This window comes from Streptomyces sp. RKAG337 (genome assembly GCF_023701715.1).
Taxonomy (GTDB): domain Bacteria; phylum Actinomycetota; class Actinomycetes; order Streptomycetales; family Streptomycetaceae; genus Actinacidiphila.
This window is the reverse complement of sequence record NZ_JAJOZA010000001.1, coordinates 851838-871068: the sequence shown is the minus strand read 5'-3', so window position 1 is coordinate 871068 and position 19231 is coordinate 851838. Positions and strand designations below refer to the sequence as shown.

Below are 19231 nucleotides of genomic sequence, written 5' to 3'. Positions count from 1 at the left end.
CGCTGTCGGCGACGAGGGCGCGCACCGCCTCGTGATGCAGCCCGGCACCCATGGCGAGCGGGTGTCCGTCGCCGAAAACGCCCTTGCCGTTCGCGGTGGTGACGACGGGAGCGCCGAGCCGTTCGGCCACTTCGAGGAGTTCGGCGGCCGCTCCGCTGCACCCACCGCCCGCGATGATCACGGGCCGCAGGGCCGCGCCGAGCACCCGTGCGGCCGCCGCCGCCTGTTCGGCGGCCGGGGCGGCCGGCGGCACCGGGACCGGCGCGACGAGCTGGAGCGGACCTTGTTCGTCGAGCAGGTCGAGCGGGATCTCCAGATGTACCGGCCGCGGCCGGCCGGTCGTCATCGCGGCGTACGCCTGAGCCACGGCCAGCGGGATCTCCGCCACGCTGGTGACACGGTGGCTGTACGCGACGACGGCGTCCATCGCGGCGCGCTGGTCCTTGACCTCGTGCAGGTAACCGTTGCCGCGGCCGGGGTGGCGCAGCGGCAGGCCGGGGGAGACGAGGAGCACGGGTACCGAGTCGGAGTACGCCTGGGCGGCCGCCGTCGCGGCGTTGAGCAGGGCCGGGCCGGTCGTGGTGAGGCAGACGCCGGGCTGCCCGCCGGCACGGGCCCAGCCGTCCGCGGCGAAGGCGCCGCCCTGTTCGTGGCGGGGCGAGACATGCCGGATGCCGTGCCGGGCGAGAGCGGCGTAGACCGGCAGGTTGTGAGTCCCGGGGATACCGAAGACCGTCTCGGCGCCATGGACCTCCAGGGCGGCGACGAGCGCTTCGCCACCGGTCACGGTGGCGGTCATGCGCTGGACTCTTCGCTAGTGTAGACGGACTTGCCGAGCCACTGGCCGCCGTCGACGACGAGCACGTCGCCCGTGATGTAGGCGGCGCGGTCGCCGATGAGGAACGCCGCGGACTCGGCCACCTCCTCCGGGGTGGCGAACCGGGCGGCCGGGACGCTGCCGAGCACGCGTTCCCGGGCGGCCGCGGTCGGCCACAGCGCGGCCGCGGCGCCCTCGGTCTCGGTGGGGCCGGGGGCGATGCAGTTGAGGCGGACGCCGCGCGGCGCCCACTCCACCGCCAGCGTCCGCGTCATGGCGAGCACGCCCGCCTTGGCGGCGGCGCTGTGCACGGTGCCCGGGTGTCCGTGCCAGGCATAGCTGGCGATGACGTTGAGGATCGCGCCGCTGCCCTGCGGCAGCATGTGCCGGGCGGCGGCCCGGGTGCAGTGGAAGGTTCCGTTGAGGACGATGTCGATGACCGCCTTCCAGCCGTTCGGCGACAGGTGCTCGCCCGGCAGGACGAAGTTGCCCGCGGCGTTGTTCACCAGAGCGTCGAGGCGGCCGTGCCGTGCGGCCACTTCGTCCACGGCGGCGTCCACGGCGGCAGCGTCGCGTACGTCGCACGACACCGCGTCGGCCGTTCCACCGGCCGCCTCGATGAGCTCGACGGTGCCCAGCAGCGCGTCCTCGCGCCGGCCGAGGACCGTCACCTGCCCGCCGCCGGCCGCCCAACGCCGGGCCACGGCCCGGCCGATGCCCGATCCGCCCCCGGTGACCAGGGCCACCCGGCCGCTGAACTCGTCGGGCTGTACGTGGTAGGTCATGACTCTCCCTGGGTGTCGGGGTCGGTGTCGGGGGCGTGGTCGTCCCGGCGCGTGACGAGCAGCGCGTCGACGGCGATCGCACCGTCGGCACCGGCGCGCAGGGGATTGATCTCCAGTTCGGTGCCGTCGCCGGACAGCCGTGCGACCAGGCGGGACACCGCGACCACGGCGGCGGCCAGGGATTCGGTGTCCACCGCCGGCCGCCCGCGCCACCCGGCGAGGAGTGGCGCGCAGCGCAGGGCGCGGAGCATCGCGTGCGCCTGTTCCCGGTCCACGGGCGCGCATTCGGTGACGGTGTCGCGGTGCAGTTCGGCCTCGGTGCCACCGGCGCCGAGAGTGACCATCGCCCCGAGGTGGGCGTCGCGCCGTCCGCCGACGATCACCTCGATCACGCCGGGCCGCACGTCCTGTTCCTCCAGTACGTACGGTCCGTCGCCGAGCCGGGCGTGCATATCGGTGAAGGCCAGGACCGCGCCCGGCCCGTCCGTGAGGCCGGTGCGCACGCCGCCGGCCTCGCTCTTGTGCTCCAGCCAGCCGGCCTTGAGGACGTAGGGCGCACGGAGTTCCCGCGCGGCGTCGGCGACCTGCCGGGCGTCGGCGACCTGGCGTGCCGCCGGGAAGGCGATGCCCGCGCCGCGCAGCAGGGCGCGGGCCGGCCAGTATCCGGCGCCCGCCGGCGGTGCGACGGACTCCTCGGCGGCGGCGAGGGGCCGGCCGGGGTGTGCCCGCAGCGCGACCGCGCCGGCGAGCGCGTCGGTGGCGGCGTCGACGGTGGGGAAGACGGGAACCCCGGCGTCGCGCAGGACGCGGGTCGTGTCGCCGTCGGCGCCCATGGAGTGCAGCAGCAGCGGCCGGCCACTCGCGCGGGCGGCTTCGGCCAGTTCGGCGGCGACGCGCTGCTCGGCCTCGGCGAGCGCCGGGCTGTCGAGGCCGTACCGGCCGAAATACCCGGACAGCAGGACGCTGTCGACCTCTCCCGACCGGAGCAGCCCGACGGTCGCCTCGCGGTACGTGCCGAGGTCCCGTTCGCCCGCGCCCGCCAGGTCGACGGGGTTGGCGGTGGCGGCTCCTGCGGGCAGGAAGGCGGCGAGCTCGGCGGCCAGCGGTGCGCTCAGCTCCGGTACCCGGATGCCACGGCGGCTCGCGCGGTCCGCCGCGAGCGCGCCCTGTCCACCGCTGTCGCTGACGATCCCGACCCGGGGCCCGGCCGGCAGGCCGCCCCCCAGCAGACAGGCGGCAACGTCGACCAGGGCGGACGGGGTTCCCACCCGCAGCGCGCCGGCGGCCCGGCAGGCGGCGTCGACGAGTTCCATCGGGGAGGTGAGGGCGCTGGTGTGGGAGCGGGCGGCGCGGGCGCCGGCGTCGCTGCTGCCGACGGCGAGCAGGATGACGGGCTTGCCCGCGGCGCGCAGGGCCCCTATCGCGTCGAAGATCCGCCGGCCGTGCTGGAAGCTTTCGAGGTAGACGCCGACGGCGCGGGTCACGGGGTGGTCGACGAGGTCCTCCAGCAGGTCGGCCGTGCTGACGTCGAGCTGACTGCCCACGGAGACGAAGCGGGAGATGCCGAGGCCGGCCCGTTGGGCGAGCAGGGCGATCTCGCTGCCCACCTGACCGCTCTGGGAGACCACGGCCAGCTGGCCGGGCGGGAAGTCGCCCCAGGCGATCTGGAGGGAGGACTCGGCGTCGTACAGCCCGAGGCTGCCGGGCCCGATCATCCGGGCGCCGGCGGCGGCGACCCGGGCGGCGAGCGCGGGCTCGTCGGGCACTCCGGTGGTGATGCCCAGCAGCCCGCGCACCCCGAGGGCGAGGGCCTGGCCGACCACGCCGGGCACCTCGGAGGCGGGAACGCAGAAGGCGACGAGTTCGGGTACGCCGGGCAGGTCGTCCAGTGAGGCGGCGGTGGGGTGTCCGAGGATCTCGCCGCCGCCGCGGGTGACCAGGTGCACGACACGCCGGTCGCGGCCCGTGAGGGCGCCGCGGGCCAGCCAGTACCCCCACTTGGCCGGGTTGGCCGAAGCCCCGACGACGGCCACGGAGGCCGGGTCGCGGAAGACGGCGAGGCCGCTGTCCCGGGTTCCGGGGGAGCGGGGGATCTCAGACATCGTGGTGGCATCTCCTCTGGGTGAAGAGGGCGGGTGGGGGTCCCGACCGGCCGCGTGCCGGCGAGGCGGGTGTCCGGTGGGGTGGGTCTCCGGCGGGGTGCGGCGGCCGCGGATCGGGCCGGTGCGGTCCGTGGGCCGGCCCGGATGCCGTACCCGGGGCGACGAGTGCGGTCCTGGTGTCCGGGCCGACCGGTCACGGGCTTGCCGACCGGCTCTTACTGACCAGCCGTACAGTTGAATACTCGGTAGCCTGCGTCGGCCAACGAGGCTTTGTCAATGCCTTCCGTGCGATTTTACTGACTGATGCGTCAGTACATGACGGCGATGGCGGAGCCGGCGGGACGGTGCTGCCGGGGGCCCTCCGGGCCGGCCGGGGTGGCCTACGCTCGGGGGGTGACCCGAAACCGTAAGGACGCAGGCCTGCGGCGCGGGGAGATCCTCCGCGCCACCGTCGCCCAGATCGAGAAGCAGGGCATCCACCCGCTGCGGATCTCCGACGTGGCCGGTGACCTCGCCGTCAGCCCGGCGCTGGTGATCTACCACTTCCGCACCAAGGAGGCGCTCATCGGCGCGGCCTTCACCTGGGCGGTGCAGCGGGACCTGGACCGCCTCGCCCAGCTGACCGCCGGCTCCGCCACCGCACTGGACCGCCTGACCACAGCGCTCGACTGGTACGCGCCGACCAAGGGCGCCAAGGGGTGGACGCTGTGGATCGAGGGCTGGGCCGCGGCGCTGCGCGAACCCGCCATGCGCACCGTCGGCAGGGAGCTGGACCTGCGCTGGAAGGAGGCGCTGACCGCGATCATCCAGGAGGGGGTGGACCTGGGGGAGTTCACGGCGGACGACCCGAGCGGCGCCGCGTGGCGGATCACCGCCCTGCTGGACGGGGTCGCGGTGCAGACCGTGGTCCACCGCGAGACCCGTGACCGCGAGCAGACCGCCGCCTGGGCACGCCAGATCATCGCCCGCGAGCTGGGGCTGCGGGCGGCCGCGCTGGAGCGCGGCTGACCGGCCGGATGCCGCGGAGTCCGTGCTCCCGCGGCCGTGTCCGTGCGGTCCGCGGTCCCGCGCCGGCAGCGGGTGAACCGACTCCGGCCCTTGACAGGCGCGAAGCCGCTACTGCATCGTCGTTCAGTATCGACCCCTTCTCCGGGCCGCCGCACGCGGTCCGCCGGGCGCTGATCCGACCACCGAGAGTGGTTCCCGAGCTCTTCCGTCGTCGCCTCCCCTCCGGCCACCTGCCGGACGCGCGACGCCGAGCTCCGCGTCGAGAGGCTCATTCCATGAACGTGAACACAGGGACCGAGACGTTCGACGTCATCGTCGTCGGTCTGGGAGGACTCGGCTCCGCCACCGCGTGGCGGCTCGCCGCCGCCGGACAGCGGGTGCTCGGACTGGAGCAGTTCGAGTTCGGCCACGACCGCGGGGCGTCCCACGACACCTCACGCATCCTGCGGCACAGCTACCACCGTCCCGACTACGTACGGCTGACCAAGGACGCGTACGAGGACTGGGCCCACCTGGAACAGGAAGCCGGCCGGCAGTTCGTCACGCGAACCGGCGGCATCGACCTGTGCCCCCCGGACTCGTCACTGCCGCTGGACGACTACTGGCGCAGTCTGTCCGCCGAAGGGATCTCCTACGAGCTCCTGGACGCGGACGAGGTGCGCGGCCGCTGGTCCCAGCTCTCCGTCCCCGACGGCACGACGGCGCTGTACCAGGAACGCACCTCCATCGTCCCCGCGGCGCGGTCCACGGCGGCCATGCAGCAACTGGCCGTCGCGGCCGGCGCCCAGCTGCGCGACAACACCCCCGTCACCGGTGTCCGGCACGGCGCGAACGGGGTGGAGGTCGTCACGGAGCAGGCGCGCTACTCCGCCGGGAAGGTCGTCCTGTGCACCGACGCGTGGGCCAACACCCTGCTGCGGCCGCTGGGATGGGACATTCCCCTCACGACGCTGGAGGAGCAGGTCACCTACTTCGAACCCGCGGACCCCTCCCGCTTCGCACCGGAGGTCTTCCCCGTCTGGATCTGGCTGGACGACCCCTGCTTCTACGGCTTCCCGACCTACGGCGAGGCCACGGTGAAGGCCGGGCAGGACTGCGGAGGCCCCGAGGTCGGCCCTGACCGGCGCTCCGGGGTCACCGACCCGGCCCTGCTCGACCGGCTGTCCCGCTTCATGGGCGAGCGGTTCCCGCAGAGCGGCCGGGCGATCCGTTCCAAGCGCTGCCTGTACACCCTGACACCCGACCGCGACTTCGTCCTCGGACCGGTGCCGGGCGCGGAACGGGTGCTGGTCGGCCTCGGCGCGGCCCACGCCTTCAAGTTCGCGCCGACCCTCGGCCGGATGCTCTCCGCACTCGTGCAGGACGCCTCGCTCGCCACGACCGGGCCCTACACCACGTTCCGGCTCGACCGTCCCGCGCTGACCGACCGCGACCACCCGGTCAACTGGATGACCTGACGGCCGCCCCGCCGTCCCGCTCCCGAACGGCCGCCACGCCGACCGCAGGACGGCGGCACCGGCCGTCCCGTAAACCCCCGAGAACGCACCGTCGGTGACGCGTGCCCGCATTGGACGGAAGCCATGACAGCGAGCCCCCTGAGCGTCCCCCGCCCTTCCTCCTCCACCACAGCCCCAGCGCCCCATCTCCAGGTCATCTGGACCGATCCCGTCACCGGGCGCGAAGGGTACGTCGTCATCGACCGGCTGGTCAGAGGCGTCTCCAGCGGCGGCCTGCGCATGCGCGAGGGGTGCACCCTCGACGAGGTCCGCGGACTGGCCGCCGGAATGAGCCGCAAGGAGGCACTCCACTACGACCCGGCCAACCGCTACATCCCGCTCGGCGGCGCGAAGGGCGGCATCGACTGCAGCCCGCACGATCCGCAGGCCCGCGCCGTTCTCAGTCGCTTCCTCGACGCCGTCCGGTCCCTGCTCAAGCACCACTGGACCACCGGAGAGGACCTCGGGCTGCGCCAGGACACCATCGACGAGGTGCTCGCCGAACTCGGCATGGACAGCTCCATCGAGGCCATCTACCCGCTGCTGGACGATGCCGCCGAGGCCCGGTCGCGGCTGGCGGACGCGTTCGCCGTCGAGGTGGACGGCGTCCTGCTCGCCGAACTCGTCGGCGGCCTCGGCGTCGCGGAATCAGCGCTCACCGCACTCGACCACCTCGGCATCAGCCGTACGTCGGCACGTGCCGTCGTCCAGGGATTCGGATCGATGGGCGGCGCCACCGCCCGCTATCTCGCCCGCGCCGGCGTGAGCGTGGTCGGACTGGCCGACGCCCGTGGCGTGATCGTCAATCCGGACGGCCTGGACGTGGAACGGTTTCTCCGCACCCGCGACGGCCTGGGCGGCATCGACCGTTCTCAACTGCGTCCCGGCGACACCGAGGCGGACCGGGACGCGTGGCTCGACATCGACTGCGAGATCCTCGTCCCGGCGGCCGTCTCCTACTGCATCGGGGTGCCCGAGCAGGCGCGGATCACGGCCCGGATCATCGCCGAGGCCGCCAACATGCCCACGCTCCCCGCAGCGGAGGCCGCGCTGCACGCCCGCGGCACGCTCGTCCTGCCGGACTTCGTGGCCAACTCGGCGACCAACGCCTGGTGGTGGTGGACGCTCTTCGGCGACATCGGGGCCGACGCGGAACAGGCGCACCGCAAGGTCCGGGAGGCCATGGGCCGGCTGACCGCCGACATGCTCACCGACGCCGCGCGGTACGGCAGCACCCCGCGGGAGGCCGCCCTGGGCGTGGTCGACCGCAAGATCGGCGACATCGAGGCCCGGTTCGGCCGGCCCGGCGAACCCGCCGCGGCGCGCACGGACGGGGGCCGCCATGGCGACCCGCGCTGAACTCGTCGTGATCGGCGGCGGTCTGATGGGCACCGCCACCGCCTGGGCCGCCTCCCGCCGCGGCCTGTCGGTCCTCCTGCTGGAGCAGTTCGCCCCCGGCCACGCCCTGGGCAGTTCGCACGGCAGCTCCCGCATCGTGCGGCGCGGTTACGAGGACCCGTTGTACACGCAGCTGACCGGGCGGTCGTTCGAGCTGTGGCGCGAGCTGGAGTCGGACTCCGGCACCTCACTGCTGCGGATGCTGGGCAGCGTGGACTTCGGGACGCGCCAGTACGCCGGGTCGGTCGCCGCCCAGCTCGCCGCCGCGGGCGTGGCACACGAGGTGCTCCGCCCGGACGAGGCCGAACGCCGCTGGCCCGGCATGCGCTTCGAGGGCCCGGTCGTCCACCACGCGCAGGGCGGTACCGTCGACGCCGCCTCGGCGGTGACCGCGTTCACCGGCGCCGCGGTGCGGCGGGGCGCGGTCGTCCGTTACGGGGCCGCCGTGGCAGCGCTGGAGGCGACGAAGGACGGCGCCCGGGTCCACCTGGCCGACGGCGACACGGTCCTCGCCGATCACGTCGTCGTCGCGGCCGGCGGCTGGACCGCGGGGCTGCTCGCCGGACACGTCGAGCTGCCGCCGCTGACCGTCACCCAGCAGGACACCTTCCACTTCCCGCGGCTGGACCCGGCGGCGCCCGCGTGGCCCAGCGTGCTCCATGAGCAGGGCGCCGGGATCTACCACCTGGCGGGCGGCCGGGACGGCGGCCCGGCCGACGACCGCAAGGTCGGCGAGCACTACGCGGGCCGGGAGACGACGGCCGCCGGCCGGGACGGCGTGATCACCGCGGAGTCGCGGGCGAGGGTCGTCGCCTATGTGAAGCGGTGGCTGCCGGGACTGGACCCCACACCCCGCACCGAGACCAGCTGCCTGTTCACCTTCACCCCGAGCGAGGACTTCCTGCTCGACCGGGCCGGGCCGTTCGTCGTCTGCTCGCCCTGCTCGGGACACGGGGCGAAGTTCGCTCCGCTCATCGGGGAACTCGCCACCGGTCTGGTCACCGGGGACGCGACGGTGCCCGAGCCCTTCCGGCTCACCGCTCATGTCCCGCGCGCGTCCGGCACACACTGACCGGGCGGCCGCTCGCGGCGCGCGGACCACTGGGCTTGCTGACACGCCGGTCAGGAACACGGGTAAGGTGTCCCTCGTGGTTCGCAAACAAGTAGTCCTGCGGCGAGAGGAAATCCTCGACGCGACGGTGGAGCAGATCAAGCAGCGCGGCATCGCGACGACGCGCGTCGCCGATGTCGCGGAAGCGCTCGGCGTGAGCAGCGGCCTGCTCCACTACCACTTCGCGACGAAGGAACTGCTGGTCGAGGAAGCCTTCTCCTACGCGGCGCAGCGGGAGATGGAAGTCCTGCGGGCCACCGTCGCCCGGTCCTCACCCGCGCTGACGCGCATGAAGGCGCTGCTGCGGCTGTACGCGCCGACGGGACAGGCCGCCGGCTGGCGGCTGTGGATCGACGGCTGGTCGGCCGGCATGCGGGACACGGGACTCCACGATGTCATGCGCACCATGGACGAGGAGTGGAAGTCCGCCATGGTCCAGCTGATCCAGGAGGGAACGGACAGCGGCGAGTTCCGCTGCGCCGACCCGAGGGAGGCGGCCTGGCGGATCACCCTCTTCCTGGACGGGCTCGCGGTCCAGCTCGTCGCCCGGCGCGGCGCCCTGCAGAAGGCGGAGGCCGCGCGCTGGGTGCGCGAGCACGTCGCCGCGCAGCTCGGCATCGACCCGGCGGACCTGGCAGCGCGCCGCGCCGCGCCGCCGCAGCCCGTCACCTCCTGAGACGCGTCCCACCCCGGCTGTCCCACCCCGGCCCTGAGGCGCGGCCCGGCCCCGTCCTGACCTCGGAGAAGCCTGCCCCCGCGGCACCGAACCGGCCGGCCCGGCGGCCGCGTATTGACTGACGTGTCAGTCAATACGTACGCTTCCGTGAGCCGGCCCTTCGACGCCCGGACAGCCGTCGGACTCAGCAGAGGGGGCAACCGTGACCACCACCCAGCGCGCAGTGCGGCTCAACGGCCGTGCGGGTTCGGGGCGGCGCATCGCCATCGCGGCCCTGACCTGTGCCACCGCCGTCTGGGGCTGGAGCTACATGGCGACGGTCTGGCTGCTGCCCGAGATGGGCACGGCGAGCCTGGTCGCGGTCCGCTTCGTGCTCGCCGGACTCCTCATGGTGGCGGTACGGCCCCGCGCGATCCTCTCGCTCGGCCGCCGCCACACCCTCGCCGGGCTGGGCCTCGCGTTCTTCCTGGGCTCCGGCACACTCCTCCAGGTCCAGGGCCAGCACTACATCCCGGCGTCCCAGTCCGGATTCCTCGTCTCGCTCTTCGTGGTCCTGACGCCGCTGGTGGCACGGATCCTGTTCAGGACCAAGGTGACCAGGGGAGTCTGGGGCGGCGTGGTCGCCGCGACAGCGGGCCTGGCCGTGATCTCCTTCAGCGGGGTCGCGCTGAGCATTGGCAGCTGGCTGACCCTGGCCGCCGCGCTCTCGTACTCGATCCAGGTGTCGCTGCTGTCGGAGTACTCCTCGCCCGACAAGGTGTACGGCCTGGCCACCCTGCAGATCCTCGGCACCGGTCTGATCGCCGCCTGCTGGGCAATACCTGCCGGGATCGACCTTCCGGACACCCCGGCCGGATGGGGCTGGCTCACCTACTCCACCCTCCTGGCGACACTCGGCATGTACGCGGTGCAGACCTGGGCGCAGTCCCGTGTCAGCGCCGCCAGCGCGGCGGTCGTGCTGGCCTGCGAACCGCTGTTCGTGGCCGTCTTCAGCCTGCTCACCGGGTCCTCCCTGGCGGGCCGGACGATCATCGGCGGCGCGCTGATCCTGGTGGCGATGTACCTCGTGGTCTCCGCCGACCGCGCCGTCCCGCCGCCGCTCGCCGACCCGCTCGCGATTCCCGAGCCATCCGCGGCCCCCGGCCACCCGGACCAGGTGGGCCACGCGGACGTGCCCGGACCCCGCGCGCCGTAGGCCCCCGGCAGGTACCGGCGCGCACGCGGACATGGGCCGGCCCGCCGCGGTCGCTCCGCGGCGGGCCGGCCCACCGGGTTCAGCGCCCTGCCGTCAGCTCGTTCCTGACGACCTGCCCACCCTTCATGACGAAGCGGACGTCCGTGAACGCGGCCATGTCGCCGGAGGTCCCGGGCACGGCGATGAGGTCGGCGTACTTGCCCGGCGCGATCGAGCCGATCCGGTCCTCCCAGCCCATGCACTCCGCGCTGGTGAGCGTGGCCGCGCGCAGCGCCCCCAGCGGAGTCATCCCGTAGGCGCACAGGGTGGCGAGCTGACGGGTCTGCAGACCGTGCGGGAAGGCGCCGGCGTCGCTACCGAAGCCGATCTTCACCCCGGCGCGCACCGCCTTGGTGAACGCCTCGCGCTGCGCTTCGGTGGCGTGGTCGTTCTTGGCCTGGGTCTCCTTGTCGAACCCCGCGGCGTCCGCGTTCTCGGCGAGCCAGTCGCTCCACCAGATGTCGGCCGAGAGGTACGTGCCGTGCCGGAGCATGAGCTCGATGCCCTCGTCGTCGAGGTAGCAGCCGTGCTCGATGGAGCGGACGCCGGCCCGGACCGCCCTGTTGATGCCCTCGGTGCCGTGCGCGTGGACGGCGACGTATGCACCGTAGTACGAGGCCTCCTCCACCGCGGCCCGCATCTGTGCCTCCGTGAGCTCCGGGGCGCCGGGGACGGTGCCCGCGGCCATGACGGCACCGGTGCCGATCAGCTTGATCACATCGGCGCCGCCGTGCAGGATCTCCCGGACCCGTTCCCGCGTGTCGTCCACCCCGCGCACGGAGCCGAAGCGGAACTCCCTGGGCAGTTGGACGTCGTGCGCGAGTCCAGTGATCATTCCGCCGCCCGTGGAGGCGGTGACATAGGCGCCGGCGACCGCCATGCGGGGTCCGATGACGGTGCCGTTGTCGATGGCGTCGCGCAGGGCGGTGTCGATGAACGCCCGGTAGGTGCCGAGGTCCCGGACGGTGGTGAAGCCGGCCAGCAGGGTGTCGCGCGCATGGCCGATCGACTCGAACGCCTGCTGCGCGGCACTCTGCTTGATCTCCTGCGCGGGATCGCCGCAGGCGGCGATGCCGATCAGGTGGGTGTGCAGATCGACCAGGCCGGGGCTGAGCGTGGCATCCCCCAGATCGATGACCTCCACTCCTTCGGGAAACCCCGCCGCGGCGGGCCGCACCGCGGTGATCCGCTCCCCTTCCACCAGGACGATCCGGTCGGTGAGCACCTCACCTGCTTCGACATCGAACATGCGGGCGCATCGCAGTGCGAGGGCCATCAGTCCTCCTCGACGGGTCGGTCTCGCGGCCGGGACGGTCCGGGCCGCGCGGGGCACGGTCCGGGCCGCCCCGGCCGGGCTTCCTCAAGTCGCCACGGACCCGCGGCGGTTCACTGTTCCAGCACGGCCATGGCCGCGTTGTGGCCGGGGATCCCGCTCACCCCGCCGCCCCGCACCGCGCCGGCGCCGCAGAGCAGCACGTTCTGGTGCGCGGTCTCGACTCCCCAGCGGCCGGTGCTCCTGGACTCGTCGATGAACGGAAAGGCCAGCGACCGGTGGAAGATGTTCCCCCGGGGCAGCCGCAACTCGCGCTCCAGGTCCAGCGGGGTCTTGGCCTCGACACACGGCCGGCCGTCACCGTCGAGCGCCAGGCAGTCGGCGATCGGCTCGTCCAGCACCGCGTCGAGTTCCGCGAGCGCCGCCTTGAGCAGGGCCTCGCGCTTCGCGTCGTTGCCCTCGGCGAACAGCCGCGCAGGGGTGTGGAGCGCGAACATCGTCAGCGTCTGGTAGCCGCGCTCGACCAGTTCCGGGGCGAGGATGGTCGGGTCGGTGAGCGAGTGACAGTAGATCTCCGAGGGCGGCGCGGACGGCAGCGCGCCCCCGGCGGCCTCCCGGTAGGCCGTCTCCAGCTGACCGTAGCCCTCAGCGATGTGGAAGGTGCCGGAGAACGCCTCGCGCGGGTCGATGGAGGTGTCGCGCAGCCGCGGCAGCCGGCGCAGCAGCATGTTCACCTTGAGCTGGGCGCCCTCGGCCCGTTCGCCGGCCGGCTCGTCGCCGATGAGTTCGGCGAGGACCTCGGGGGAGGCGTTCACCAGGACCTTGCGGGCCGCGACGCTGCCCTCGCCGGCCTCGGTCCGGTAGGCGACCACGGAGTGCGGTTCGCCGGGCTCGATGCGCAGTGCCTCGTGGCCGGTGACGATCTCGGCCCCGGCGGCGCGGGCGGCCAGGGCCAACGCGTCGGTGAACGCCCCCATGCCGCCGATCGGGACGTCCCAGTCTCCCGTGCCTCCGCCGATGACGTGGTAGAGGAAGCAGATGTTCTGCGCGAGCGACTCGTCGTGCGCGGTGCTGAACGTGCCGATGAGGGCGTCCGTCAGCACCACACCGCGCACCAGGTCGTCGCGGAAGCGCTCCTCGATCGTCACGCCCAGCGGCTGTTCGAAGAGCATGTTCCAGGTGGCGTCGTCACCGATCCGGGCGCGCAGCGCGGCACGGGTGGGCAGCGGCTCGGTGAGGGTGGGGAAGATGCTGCCGGCGACGTTCCTGGTCGTCGCGTAGAAGTCCTCCCACGCCGCGTAGTCGGCGTCGGATCCCGTGAGGGCGCGGAAGGAGGCGCGCGTGCGTTCCCTGCCTCCGCCGACGAACAGTCCGGTGGCCCGGCCGTCGCGCACCGTGGGGGTGTACGAGGAGACCGAACGCTTCCGCACGGCGAAATTCAGCCCGAGGTCGTCGACGATCTTCGACGGCAGGAGCGAGACGAGGTAGGAGTAGCGGGACAGGCGCGCGTCCACACCGGGAAACGCCCGGGTCGAGACGGCTGCGCCGCCCGTGACGTCAAGGCGTTCCAGGACGAGTACGGAGCGTCCGGCCCGTGCGAGGTAGGTGGCGGCGACGAGCCCGTTGTGACCACCACCGACGATGACGACGTCGTAGACGTCTCTGGAGACTTCGGCTTGTACTGGCATGACTCTTGGTAACACGTTCCCTTCGCATACTGCAATGGATTCTTCTCCATCCTGACTCGTGGAGCAGGATGGAGTTTGTCGCGATGAATGCGCGAGTGCTCGATAATGCCAGTTCAAAGGCCATCGAAGCGCTCGGTTGTTGAGCGTGAATATCTTCGTTGGATGAGAAGATGTCACATGATATTGACTGACTCAGCAGTCAAGAACAGTGGATTCCTTCCTCGTGGTGCGCCTTTGGTACCCGCCGCGCGTCACGCCGAGGTGTGCTCCGTGCTCTCCCTGCTCTCCGGTTCGGCCGGGGCGTCGGAGAGCAGGGGCGCCCCGATGCGCCGCTGCCGGGGCGAGATGGCCGGCACCGCGCCCAGCAGGCGCCGGGTGTACTCGTGCTGGGGACGGCTGGTGACCTGTTCCGCGGTGCCCCGTTCCACGACGGTGCCGCGCAGCAGCACGTCGACCTCGTCGCTGATCCGGCGGACCACCTCGAGGTCGTGTGTGATGAACAGGTACGACAGCCCGCGCCGCCGTTGCAGGTCCAGCAGCAGGTTGAGGATCTGTGCCTGGACGGACACGTCGAGCGCGGAGGTGGGCTCGTCGCAGATGACCAGTTCCGGGTCGGTGGCCACGGCGCGTGCGATGCAGACGCGCTGCCGCTGGCCGCCGGAGAACCGGTGCGGGTAGGCGTCGGGATCGACTCCCTCCATGCCGACGGAGTCCAGCAGTTCGCGCACCCGCGCGGCGCCGTCCCGCCGGTAGAGCCCGTGGGCGCGCAGCGGCTCCGCGACGACCTCACCGATCGTCAGCCGGGGATCGATCGACTCGTAGGGGTCCTGGAAGACCATCCCGACGCTGTGGCGGAACGCGCGCCGGGCCCGGCGGCCCCGGACCGGCTCGCCGCGGAAGCGCACGGAGCCGCTGTCCGGGCGTTCCAGGCCGATGATGACCCGCGCCAGCGTGGATTTCCCCGAGCCTGATTCCCCCACGACGCTCACCGTGCGGCCCGCCTCGATCCGCAGGTCCACCGCGTCGAGGGCGGTGTACTGGCCGTACCGTTTGGTGATGCCCGTCGCCTCCAGCAAAGGCGCGCCCACCGCCGGTGCGGCTCCCTCCAGCGGTTCGGTTCCCGTCATCGGACGACCTCCAGCCGGTGGCAGGCGGCGACATGGTCCGCGGCCAGTCGGCGCGGCTCGGGGAGGTCGGTGCCGCAGCGGCTGTCGGCCAGCGGGCAGCGGGTGTGGAAGGGGCAGCCCGGCGGAGCGCCGCCGACCGGCGGACTGCCCGAGATCGTGGTGAAGGGCTCCTTCGGCCCGGCATCGCGACCGCTGCGGAAACACTGGAGCAACGCCTCGGTGTACGGGTGGCGGGCGCCCTCGAAGAGGGTGAGCACATCGGTGTGCTCGACCAGCCGGCCGCCGTAGAGCACGGCGACGTGGTCGGCGATCTCCGCGACGACCGACATGTCGTGGGTGATCCACAGGACCGTGAGTCCGTACTCCTGCTGGAGTCGGCTCACCAGACCGAGGATCTCGGCCTGCACCGTCACGTCCAGCGCGGTCGTCGGCTCGTCGGCGATCAGCAGTTGCGGGTGGAAGGCGAGGGCCATCGCGATGATCACGCGCTGGCGCATGCCCCCGGAGAGCGCGTGGGGGTAGAGCCGGGCCACCCGGTCGGGGTCGGGGATACCGACGTCCTCCAGGCCCCGGCGGGCCAGCACAGCGGCTTCGGCGCGCCCCGCCCCGTTGCGGACCTGGTGGACCTCCGCGATCTGCCGGCCCACGCGCATCACGGGGTTGAGGGCTGCGGAGGCGTCCTGGGCCAGATAGGCCGCGGTGCGGCCCCTCGCCTCGCGCAGGGCCTTGCCGCCGAGGGCCGTCAGCTCGACGTCCCCGACCCGGACGGAACCCCCGGTGATCCGCGCGCCCGCCGGCAGGATGCGCCCTGCGGCCAGGGCCAGCGTGGACTTGCCGGACCCGGACTCGCCGACCAGGGCGGTGGTGGTACCGGCCGGCACCTGGAGCGAGACGTCCCGCAGGGCGTGGAAGTCCCCGTAGGCGACGCTGAGGCCGTCGATCGTGACCTCGCTGCCGAGACTGCGGACGGCGGTTGCCTCCGAGGTGGTGGTCATGGCGTCTCCGATGCGGCGCGGGGATCGATGGCGGTCCTGATGAGGTCGACCAGCAGGTTCGCCGTCACGACCAGAGTCGCGGCGACGATCACCGTGCCGGTGAGCAGCGGACGGTCGAGGGCGGCGAACGCCTCGGTCTGCATCTGGCCGATGCCGGGCCAGCCGAAGATCGTCTCGACGAAGACGACACCGGAGAGGAAGACCGCCACATCCATGCCGAGCAGGGTCAGCACCGGCGACGCGGTGTTGCGCAGCACATGGCGGACGACGATGCGCCGGCGGCTGAGTCCCTTGGCCACGGCCGTGCGGACATAGGCGGAGGAGAGGGCCTCGCGGGTGCTGTCGCGGACGACGTTCGCGTAGTAGGGGGCGCCCAGGATTCCGAGCGTCAGCGCCGGGAGCACGATCTGTGGCACGCCGGTGCCGCCGTCGATCGGGAAGATCGGCACCTGGTAACCGAAGAGGAGCAGCAGCAGGAAGCCCAGCGAGAACACCGGCATCGACAGCAGGCCGACGTTGACGGTCACCAGCAGCCAGCTGCGCCGGGGCCGCAGGGCCTCCCACAGTCCCCACAGGCCGCCCAGGACGAGCTCGACCAGGAGCGCGGCGGCGGCGAGGACCGCGGTGGCGGGGAGCCGTTCGAGGATCAGGGAGAGGACCGGCCGCTTGTTGGAGTAGGAGGTGCCCAGGTCGCCGGTGGCCACCGAACTGAGGTAGTGGCCGAGTTGGGACCAGAGCGGGGTGTCGAGGCGGAGCCGGTCGCGGATCTCGGCGAGGACCTCCGGGCTGGCCTTCGGCCCGGCGATGCTGCGGGCGGGGTCGCCGGGGACGACGTACTGCAGGACGAAGGTGAGCAGGACCACCGCCGTGACGGTGAGCAGGCCCAGCAGGATGCGTATGCCTATGCGTCGAGCCATGAGCGTCGCTCCGAGAGTGGGTTGCGGCGGTTGAGCCCCTCGGCGATCAGAACGAACGTCAGGACCGTCGCGATGACGAGGACGAGGGGGACGAACAGGGTGTGCGGGGCGTAGGTCATGCTGTCGGAGCCGTCGGCGAGCATGTTGCCGAGCTCCGGGGTCGGCGGCTGGATGCCGGCACCCAGGTACGACAGTCCCGCTCCGACGACCACGACGGCCGCCCCGTTGAGTGCCGCGACGTTGAGCAGGATGGTGGACAGGTGCGGCAGCACGTGGCGGCGCAGTGTGGTGTGCCGGCTCACCCCGTGGGCGAGAGCTGCCTCGACGTACCCGCGGCTGCGCAGCCGCACCGTCTCGCCGTGGACCAGTCGCGCGGTCCAGGCCCAGTACAGGGCGGTGACGACGATGATGATGCCGGTGGTGCCGCGACCGACGATGCTCGCCAGCGCCAGGCCGGACAGCACGGTGGGAATGGACAGGAAGACGTCGACGAGGCGCATCAGGCCCTGCTCGATCCACCCCCGGTAGAAGCCGGCGACGAGTCCGACCAGGGCGCCCAGGCCGACGGAGGTGATGTTGGCGATCAGGGCGATCGTCAAAGTGGCCCGCAGCCCGTACAGCGTCCGGGCGAGCATGTCGCGGCCGATCGCGTCGGTGCCCAGTGGGTGACCGGGCGCACCGAGGCCGCTGGGCAGGCCGTTGGCGGTGAGGCTGTCGGTGTGGATCGTGTAGGGCGATCCGGCCAGCGGGGCGAGCAGTGCCAGCAGGCACAGCGCACCGAGCAGGCACAGGCCGGTGAGCCACAGCCGGCTCCCCTTCACCCGGGTGGTGCGGGGCGCGGCGGACGTGGCCCCTGGAGCGCCGCCGTGTCCGGGAGGGAGTGCCCCGGTGCGGGCGGGCGGCTGCGTGCGGATCGGAAGAGTGCTCATCGTTTCACCCACAGCCGGTCGTAGTAGGTGCCGGTCTCACCGCGCATCTGGTAATTGCGGATCTCCGGCGCGCGTGCGGCGAGGAAGTTCATGCTCCCGACGAAGACTCCGGACGCGTCGCGGACGAGTTCGTCCTCGACCTCGGCGAGGAGCGAGTTGGCGGCCTCCACGGAGCGCGCCTTCCGCGCTTTGACGGTGAGCGCGTCCACGCGGGGGTTCGCGTACCCGCCGTAGTTGTAGGCGGCGTCCGAGGTGAAGTTGGAGGAGACGAGTTCGAGGGCGCTGTTCAGGGTGATGTACAGGTGCGAACCGTAGAGATCGCCCTCACCCTTGGAGGTGGCCAGCTCGAAGGCGGGCTGGCTCATGGCGTTCAGGCCGATCTCCACGCCCACCGCCTCGAACTGCTGCTGGAGGACCTGCCCGAGCAGCGGCCAGGGATCCTGGGTGCCGTGCAGGAAATTCAGCCGGAGCTTGCCGATCCCCGCCTGCCGGAGCAGGGCGCGGGCCCGTTCCGGATCGTGGGTGTACGGCTTCGCCGTGCGCCGGTAGCGGTCCAGCTTCTTCGGGAAGGGCGAGCCCCACGGGTCCGACAGGCCGAAGGTGAGCCGCATGAGCTGCTCCCTGTCGACCGCCCAGTTCAGGGCCTGCCGGACGCGCGGGTCGCGCAGTTCCCTGCGCTTGAGGTTGACCGAGAGCCACTGCGTTCCGTTGACCGGGACGGGTTGCACGAAACGCTCGCGCATGGTCGCGTCGGCGGTGAATCTGGCCGCCTGGCTGGCCACCAGCCCCTCTCCGAGCACGTCGACCCTGCCCCCGATGATCTGCAGCGTCTGCAGGGGGTAGCCGATGCCCCACCGGTACTCCAGGGTGTCGATGATCGGGGTGCCGGGCCAGAAGTACCGGTCGAAGGGCTCGAAGACCGCTCGCCGGGCCTTGCTGTCGTAGCGGGTGATGCGCATCGGGCCGCTGCCGACCGGGGTGCGGCCGAACTCGGCGCCGAGGCGGCGGACCTCCTCACCCGGGAGGGCGGCGGTGTACGGCATGCACAGCAGCGCGGGAAAGAGCACGTCGGGCTCGGTGAGCTGGACCCGCAGGGTGTGGGGGTCCGGGGCGCTGAGCCCGCGGATCTGCTGGGCCTTCTTGCCGTTGACCGCCTCGGCGCCCTCGATCCCGAAGAGGTAGCTCGACGCCCAGGAGGCGAGCTCGGGGTCCATCAGCCGCGTCCAGGTGTAGATGTAGTCCGCGGCGACCACCGGACGGCCGTTGTGGAAGCGCACGTCCGCTCGCAGCGGGATGGTGTACACCCTGCCGTCGGCGGACACCTCCGGCGGTCCGGCCGCGGCGTGCGGGGCGGGGCCGTCGTACTGGCCGGCGAACTGGTAGAGCGGGGCGTACAGCACCGTCGAGATGGCCTCCCAGCTGTGCAGGTCCCAGCCGACCGCCGGATCGTAGGACTGCGCCTCGTCCGACCAGGCCGTGATCACCTTGCCGCCGCGCCGCGCTCCGGCCGGATCGCCCGGCCCCGGGGCCCACCGCCGCACGTCGGCCGGGATCCTCGCGGAGGCGGGCGGGGGCGGATCGCCGCCGCAGCCGCTCAGCAGTACGGTGGCGGCTCCTGCGGCTCCGGCGGCCAGGACCAGCCGCCGGGTCGGTTCGTCGTGTGGTCCGGCCATGG

The 19231-nt window shown here is 72.6% G+C and carries 15 protein-coding genes and 1 pseudogene; 6 read left to right on the top strand and 10 right to left on the bottom strand.

The annotated features are described in order from the left end of the window. Window positions 1-25: 25 nt before the first annotated feature. The 3 genes and pseudogenes from LNW73_RS03700 to LNW73_RS03690 form a co-directional block, all read right to left on the bottom strand. Window positions 26-799: pseudogene (locus LNW73_RS03700) on the bottom strand (thiamine pyrophosphate-binding protein); the annotation flags it as partial. Further along, the gene (locus LNW73_RS03695) at window positions 796-1602 is read right to left on the bottom strand and encodes an SDR family oxidoreductase (RefSeq protein ID WP_250988879.1); all 807 of its coding nucleotides are present in this window, start codon (window positions 1600-1602) and stop codon (window positions 796-798) included. The pseudogene LNW73_RS03700 and the gene LNW73_RS03695, both read right to left, overlap by 4 nt. Continuing rightward, complete coding sequence (locus LNW73_RS03690) at window positions 1599-3704, bottom strand: acetate--CoA ligase family protein (protein ID WP_250988878.1); 2106 nt, start codon at window positions 3702-3704, stop codon at window positions 1599-1601. Before LNW73_RS03690 ends, LNW73_RS03695 begins: the two co-directional genes overlap by 4 nt. Window positions 3705-4097: 393 nt before the next feature. Between LNW73_RS03690 and LNW73_RS03685 the strand changes: the two genes are divergently transcribed. The 6 genes from LNW73_RS03685 (at window position 4098) to LNW73_RS03660 (ending at window position 10588) form a co-directional block, all read left to right on the top strand. Continuing rightward, complete coding sequence (locus LNW73_RS03685) at window positions 4098-4712, top strand: TetR/AcrR family transcriptional regulator (RefSeq protein WP_250988877.1); 615 nt, start codon at window positions 4098-4100, stop codon at window positions 4710-4712. A gap of 275 nt (window positions 4713-4987) precedes the next feature. Next, the gene (gene solA, locus LNW73_RS03680) at window positions 4988-6169 is read left to right on the top strand and encodes an N-methyl-L-tryptophan oxidase (RefSeq protein ID WP_250988876.1); all 1182 of its coding nucleotides are present in this window, start codon (window positions 4988-4990) and stop codon (window positions 6167-6169) included. A gap of 123 nt (window positions 6170-6292) precedes the next feature. Further along, entirely contained in the window at window positions 6293-7567 is a 1275-nt protein-coding gene (locus tag LNW73_RS03675; protein ID WP_250988875.1) for a Glu/Leu/Phe/Val dehydrogenase dimerization domain-containing protein, read from the top strand. Continuing rightward, the gene (locus tag LNW73_RS03670) at window positions 7551-8678 is read left to right on the top strand and encodes an FAD-dependent oxidoreductase (RefSeq protein ID WP_250988874.1); all 1128 of its coding nucleotides are present in this window, start codon (window positions 7551-7553) and stop codon (window positions 8676-8678) included. Before LNW73_RS03675 ends, LNW73_RS03670 begins: the two co-directional genes overlap by 17 nt. Window positions 8679-8754: 76 nt before the next feature. Further along, a complete protein-coding gene (locus tag LNW73_RS03665) occupies window positions 8755-9393 on the top strand; it encodes a TetR/AcrR family transcriptional regulator (protein ID WP_250988873.1) in 639 nt (212 codons plus the stop codon). Between the two features lie 202 nt (window positions 9394-9595). After that, window positions 9596-10588, top strand: a complete 993-nt coding sequence (locus tag LNW73_RS03660) for a DMT family transporter (RefSeq protein WP_250988872.1) — start codon at window positions 9596-9598, stop codon at window positions 10586-10588. A gap of 79 nt (window positions 10589-10667) precedes the next feature. Here the strand turns inward: LNW73_RS03660 and LNW73_RS03655 are convergent, their stop codons facing one another. The 7 genes from LNW73_RS03655 to LNW73_RS03625 form a co-directional block, all read right to left on the bottom strand. After that, the gene (locus tag LNW73_RS03655) at window positions 10668-11903 is read right to left on the bottom strand and encodes a metal-dependent hydrolase family protein (protein ID WP_250988871.1); all 1236 of its coding nucleotides are present in this window, start codon (window positions 11901-11903) and stop codon (window positions 10668-10670) included. Window positions 11904-12013: 110 nt separating this feature from the next. Next, complete coding sequence (locus LNW73_RS03650) at window positions 12014-13588, bottom strand: phytoene desaturase family protein (protein ID WP_250988870.1); 1575 nt, start codon at window positions 13586-13588, stop codon at window positions 12014-12016. 251 nt (window positions 13589-13839) lie between these two features. After that, window positions 13840-14715, bottom strand: coding sequence for an ABC transporter ATP-binding protein (locus LNW73_RS03645; RefSeq protein WP_250988869.1), 876 nt, complete (start codon window positions 14713-14715; stop codon window positions 13840-13842). Beyond that, on the bottom strand, window positions 14712-15710 hold the full coding sequence (locus tag LNW73_RS03640; protein WP_250988868.1) for an ABC transporter ATP-binding protein: 999 nt from the start codon (window positions 15708-15710) through the stop codon (window positions 14712-14714). Before LNW73_RS03640 ends, LNW73_RS03645 begins: the two co-directional genes overlap by 4 nt. Then, window positions 15707-16627, bottom strand: a complete 921-nt coding sequence (locus LNW73_RS03635; RefSeq protein WP_250988867.1) for an ABC transporter permease — start codon at window positions 16625-16627, stop codon at window positions 15707-15709. Before LNW73_RS03635 ends, LNW73_RS03640 begins: the two co-directional genes overlap by 4 nt. Beyond that, window positions 16612-17556 (bottom strand): ABC transporter permease, encoded by a 945-nt coding sequence (locus LNW73_RS03630; RefSeq protein ID WP_250988866.1) that lies wholly within the window; start codon window positions 17554-17556, stop codon window positions 16612-16614. The genes LNW73_RS03635 and LNW73_RS03630 overlap by 16 nt, the downstream gene beginning before the upstream one ends. Continuing rightward, on the bottom strand, window positions 17553-19229 hold the full coding sequence (locus LNW73_RS03625; protein WP_250988865.1) for an ABC transporter substrate-binding protein: 1677 nt from the start codon (window positions 19227-19229) through the stop codon (window positions 17553-17555). Before LNW73_RS03625 ends, LNW73_RS03630 begins: the two co-directional genes overlap by 4 nt. Window positions 19230-19231: the final 2 nt, after the last annotated feature.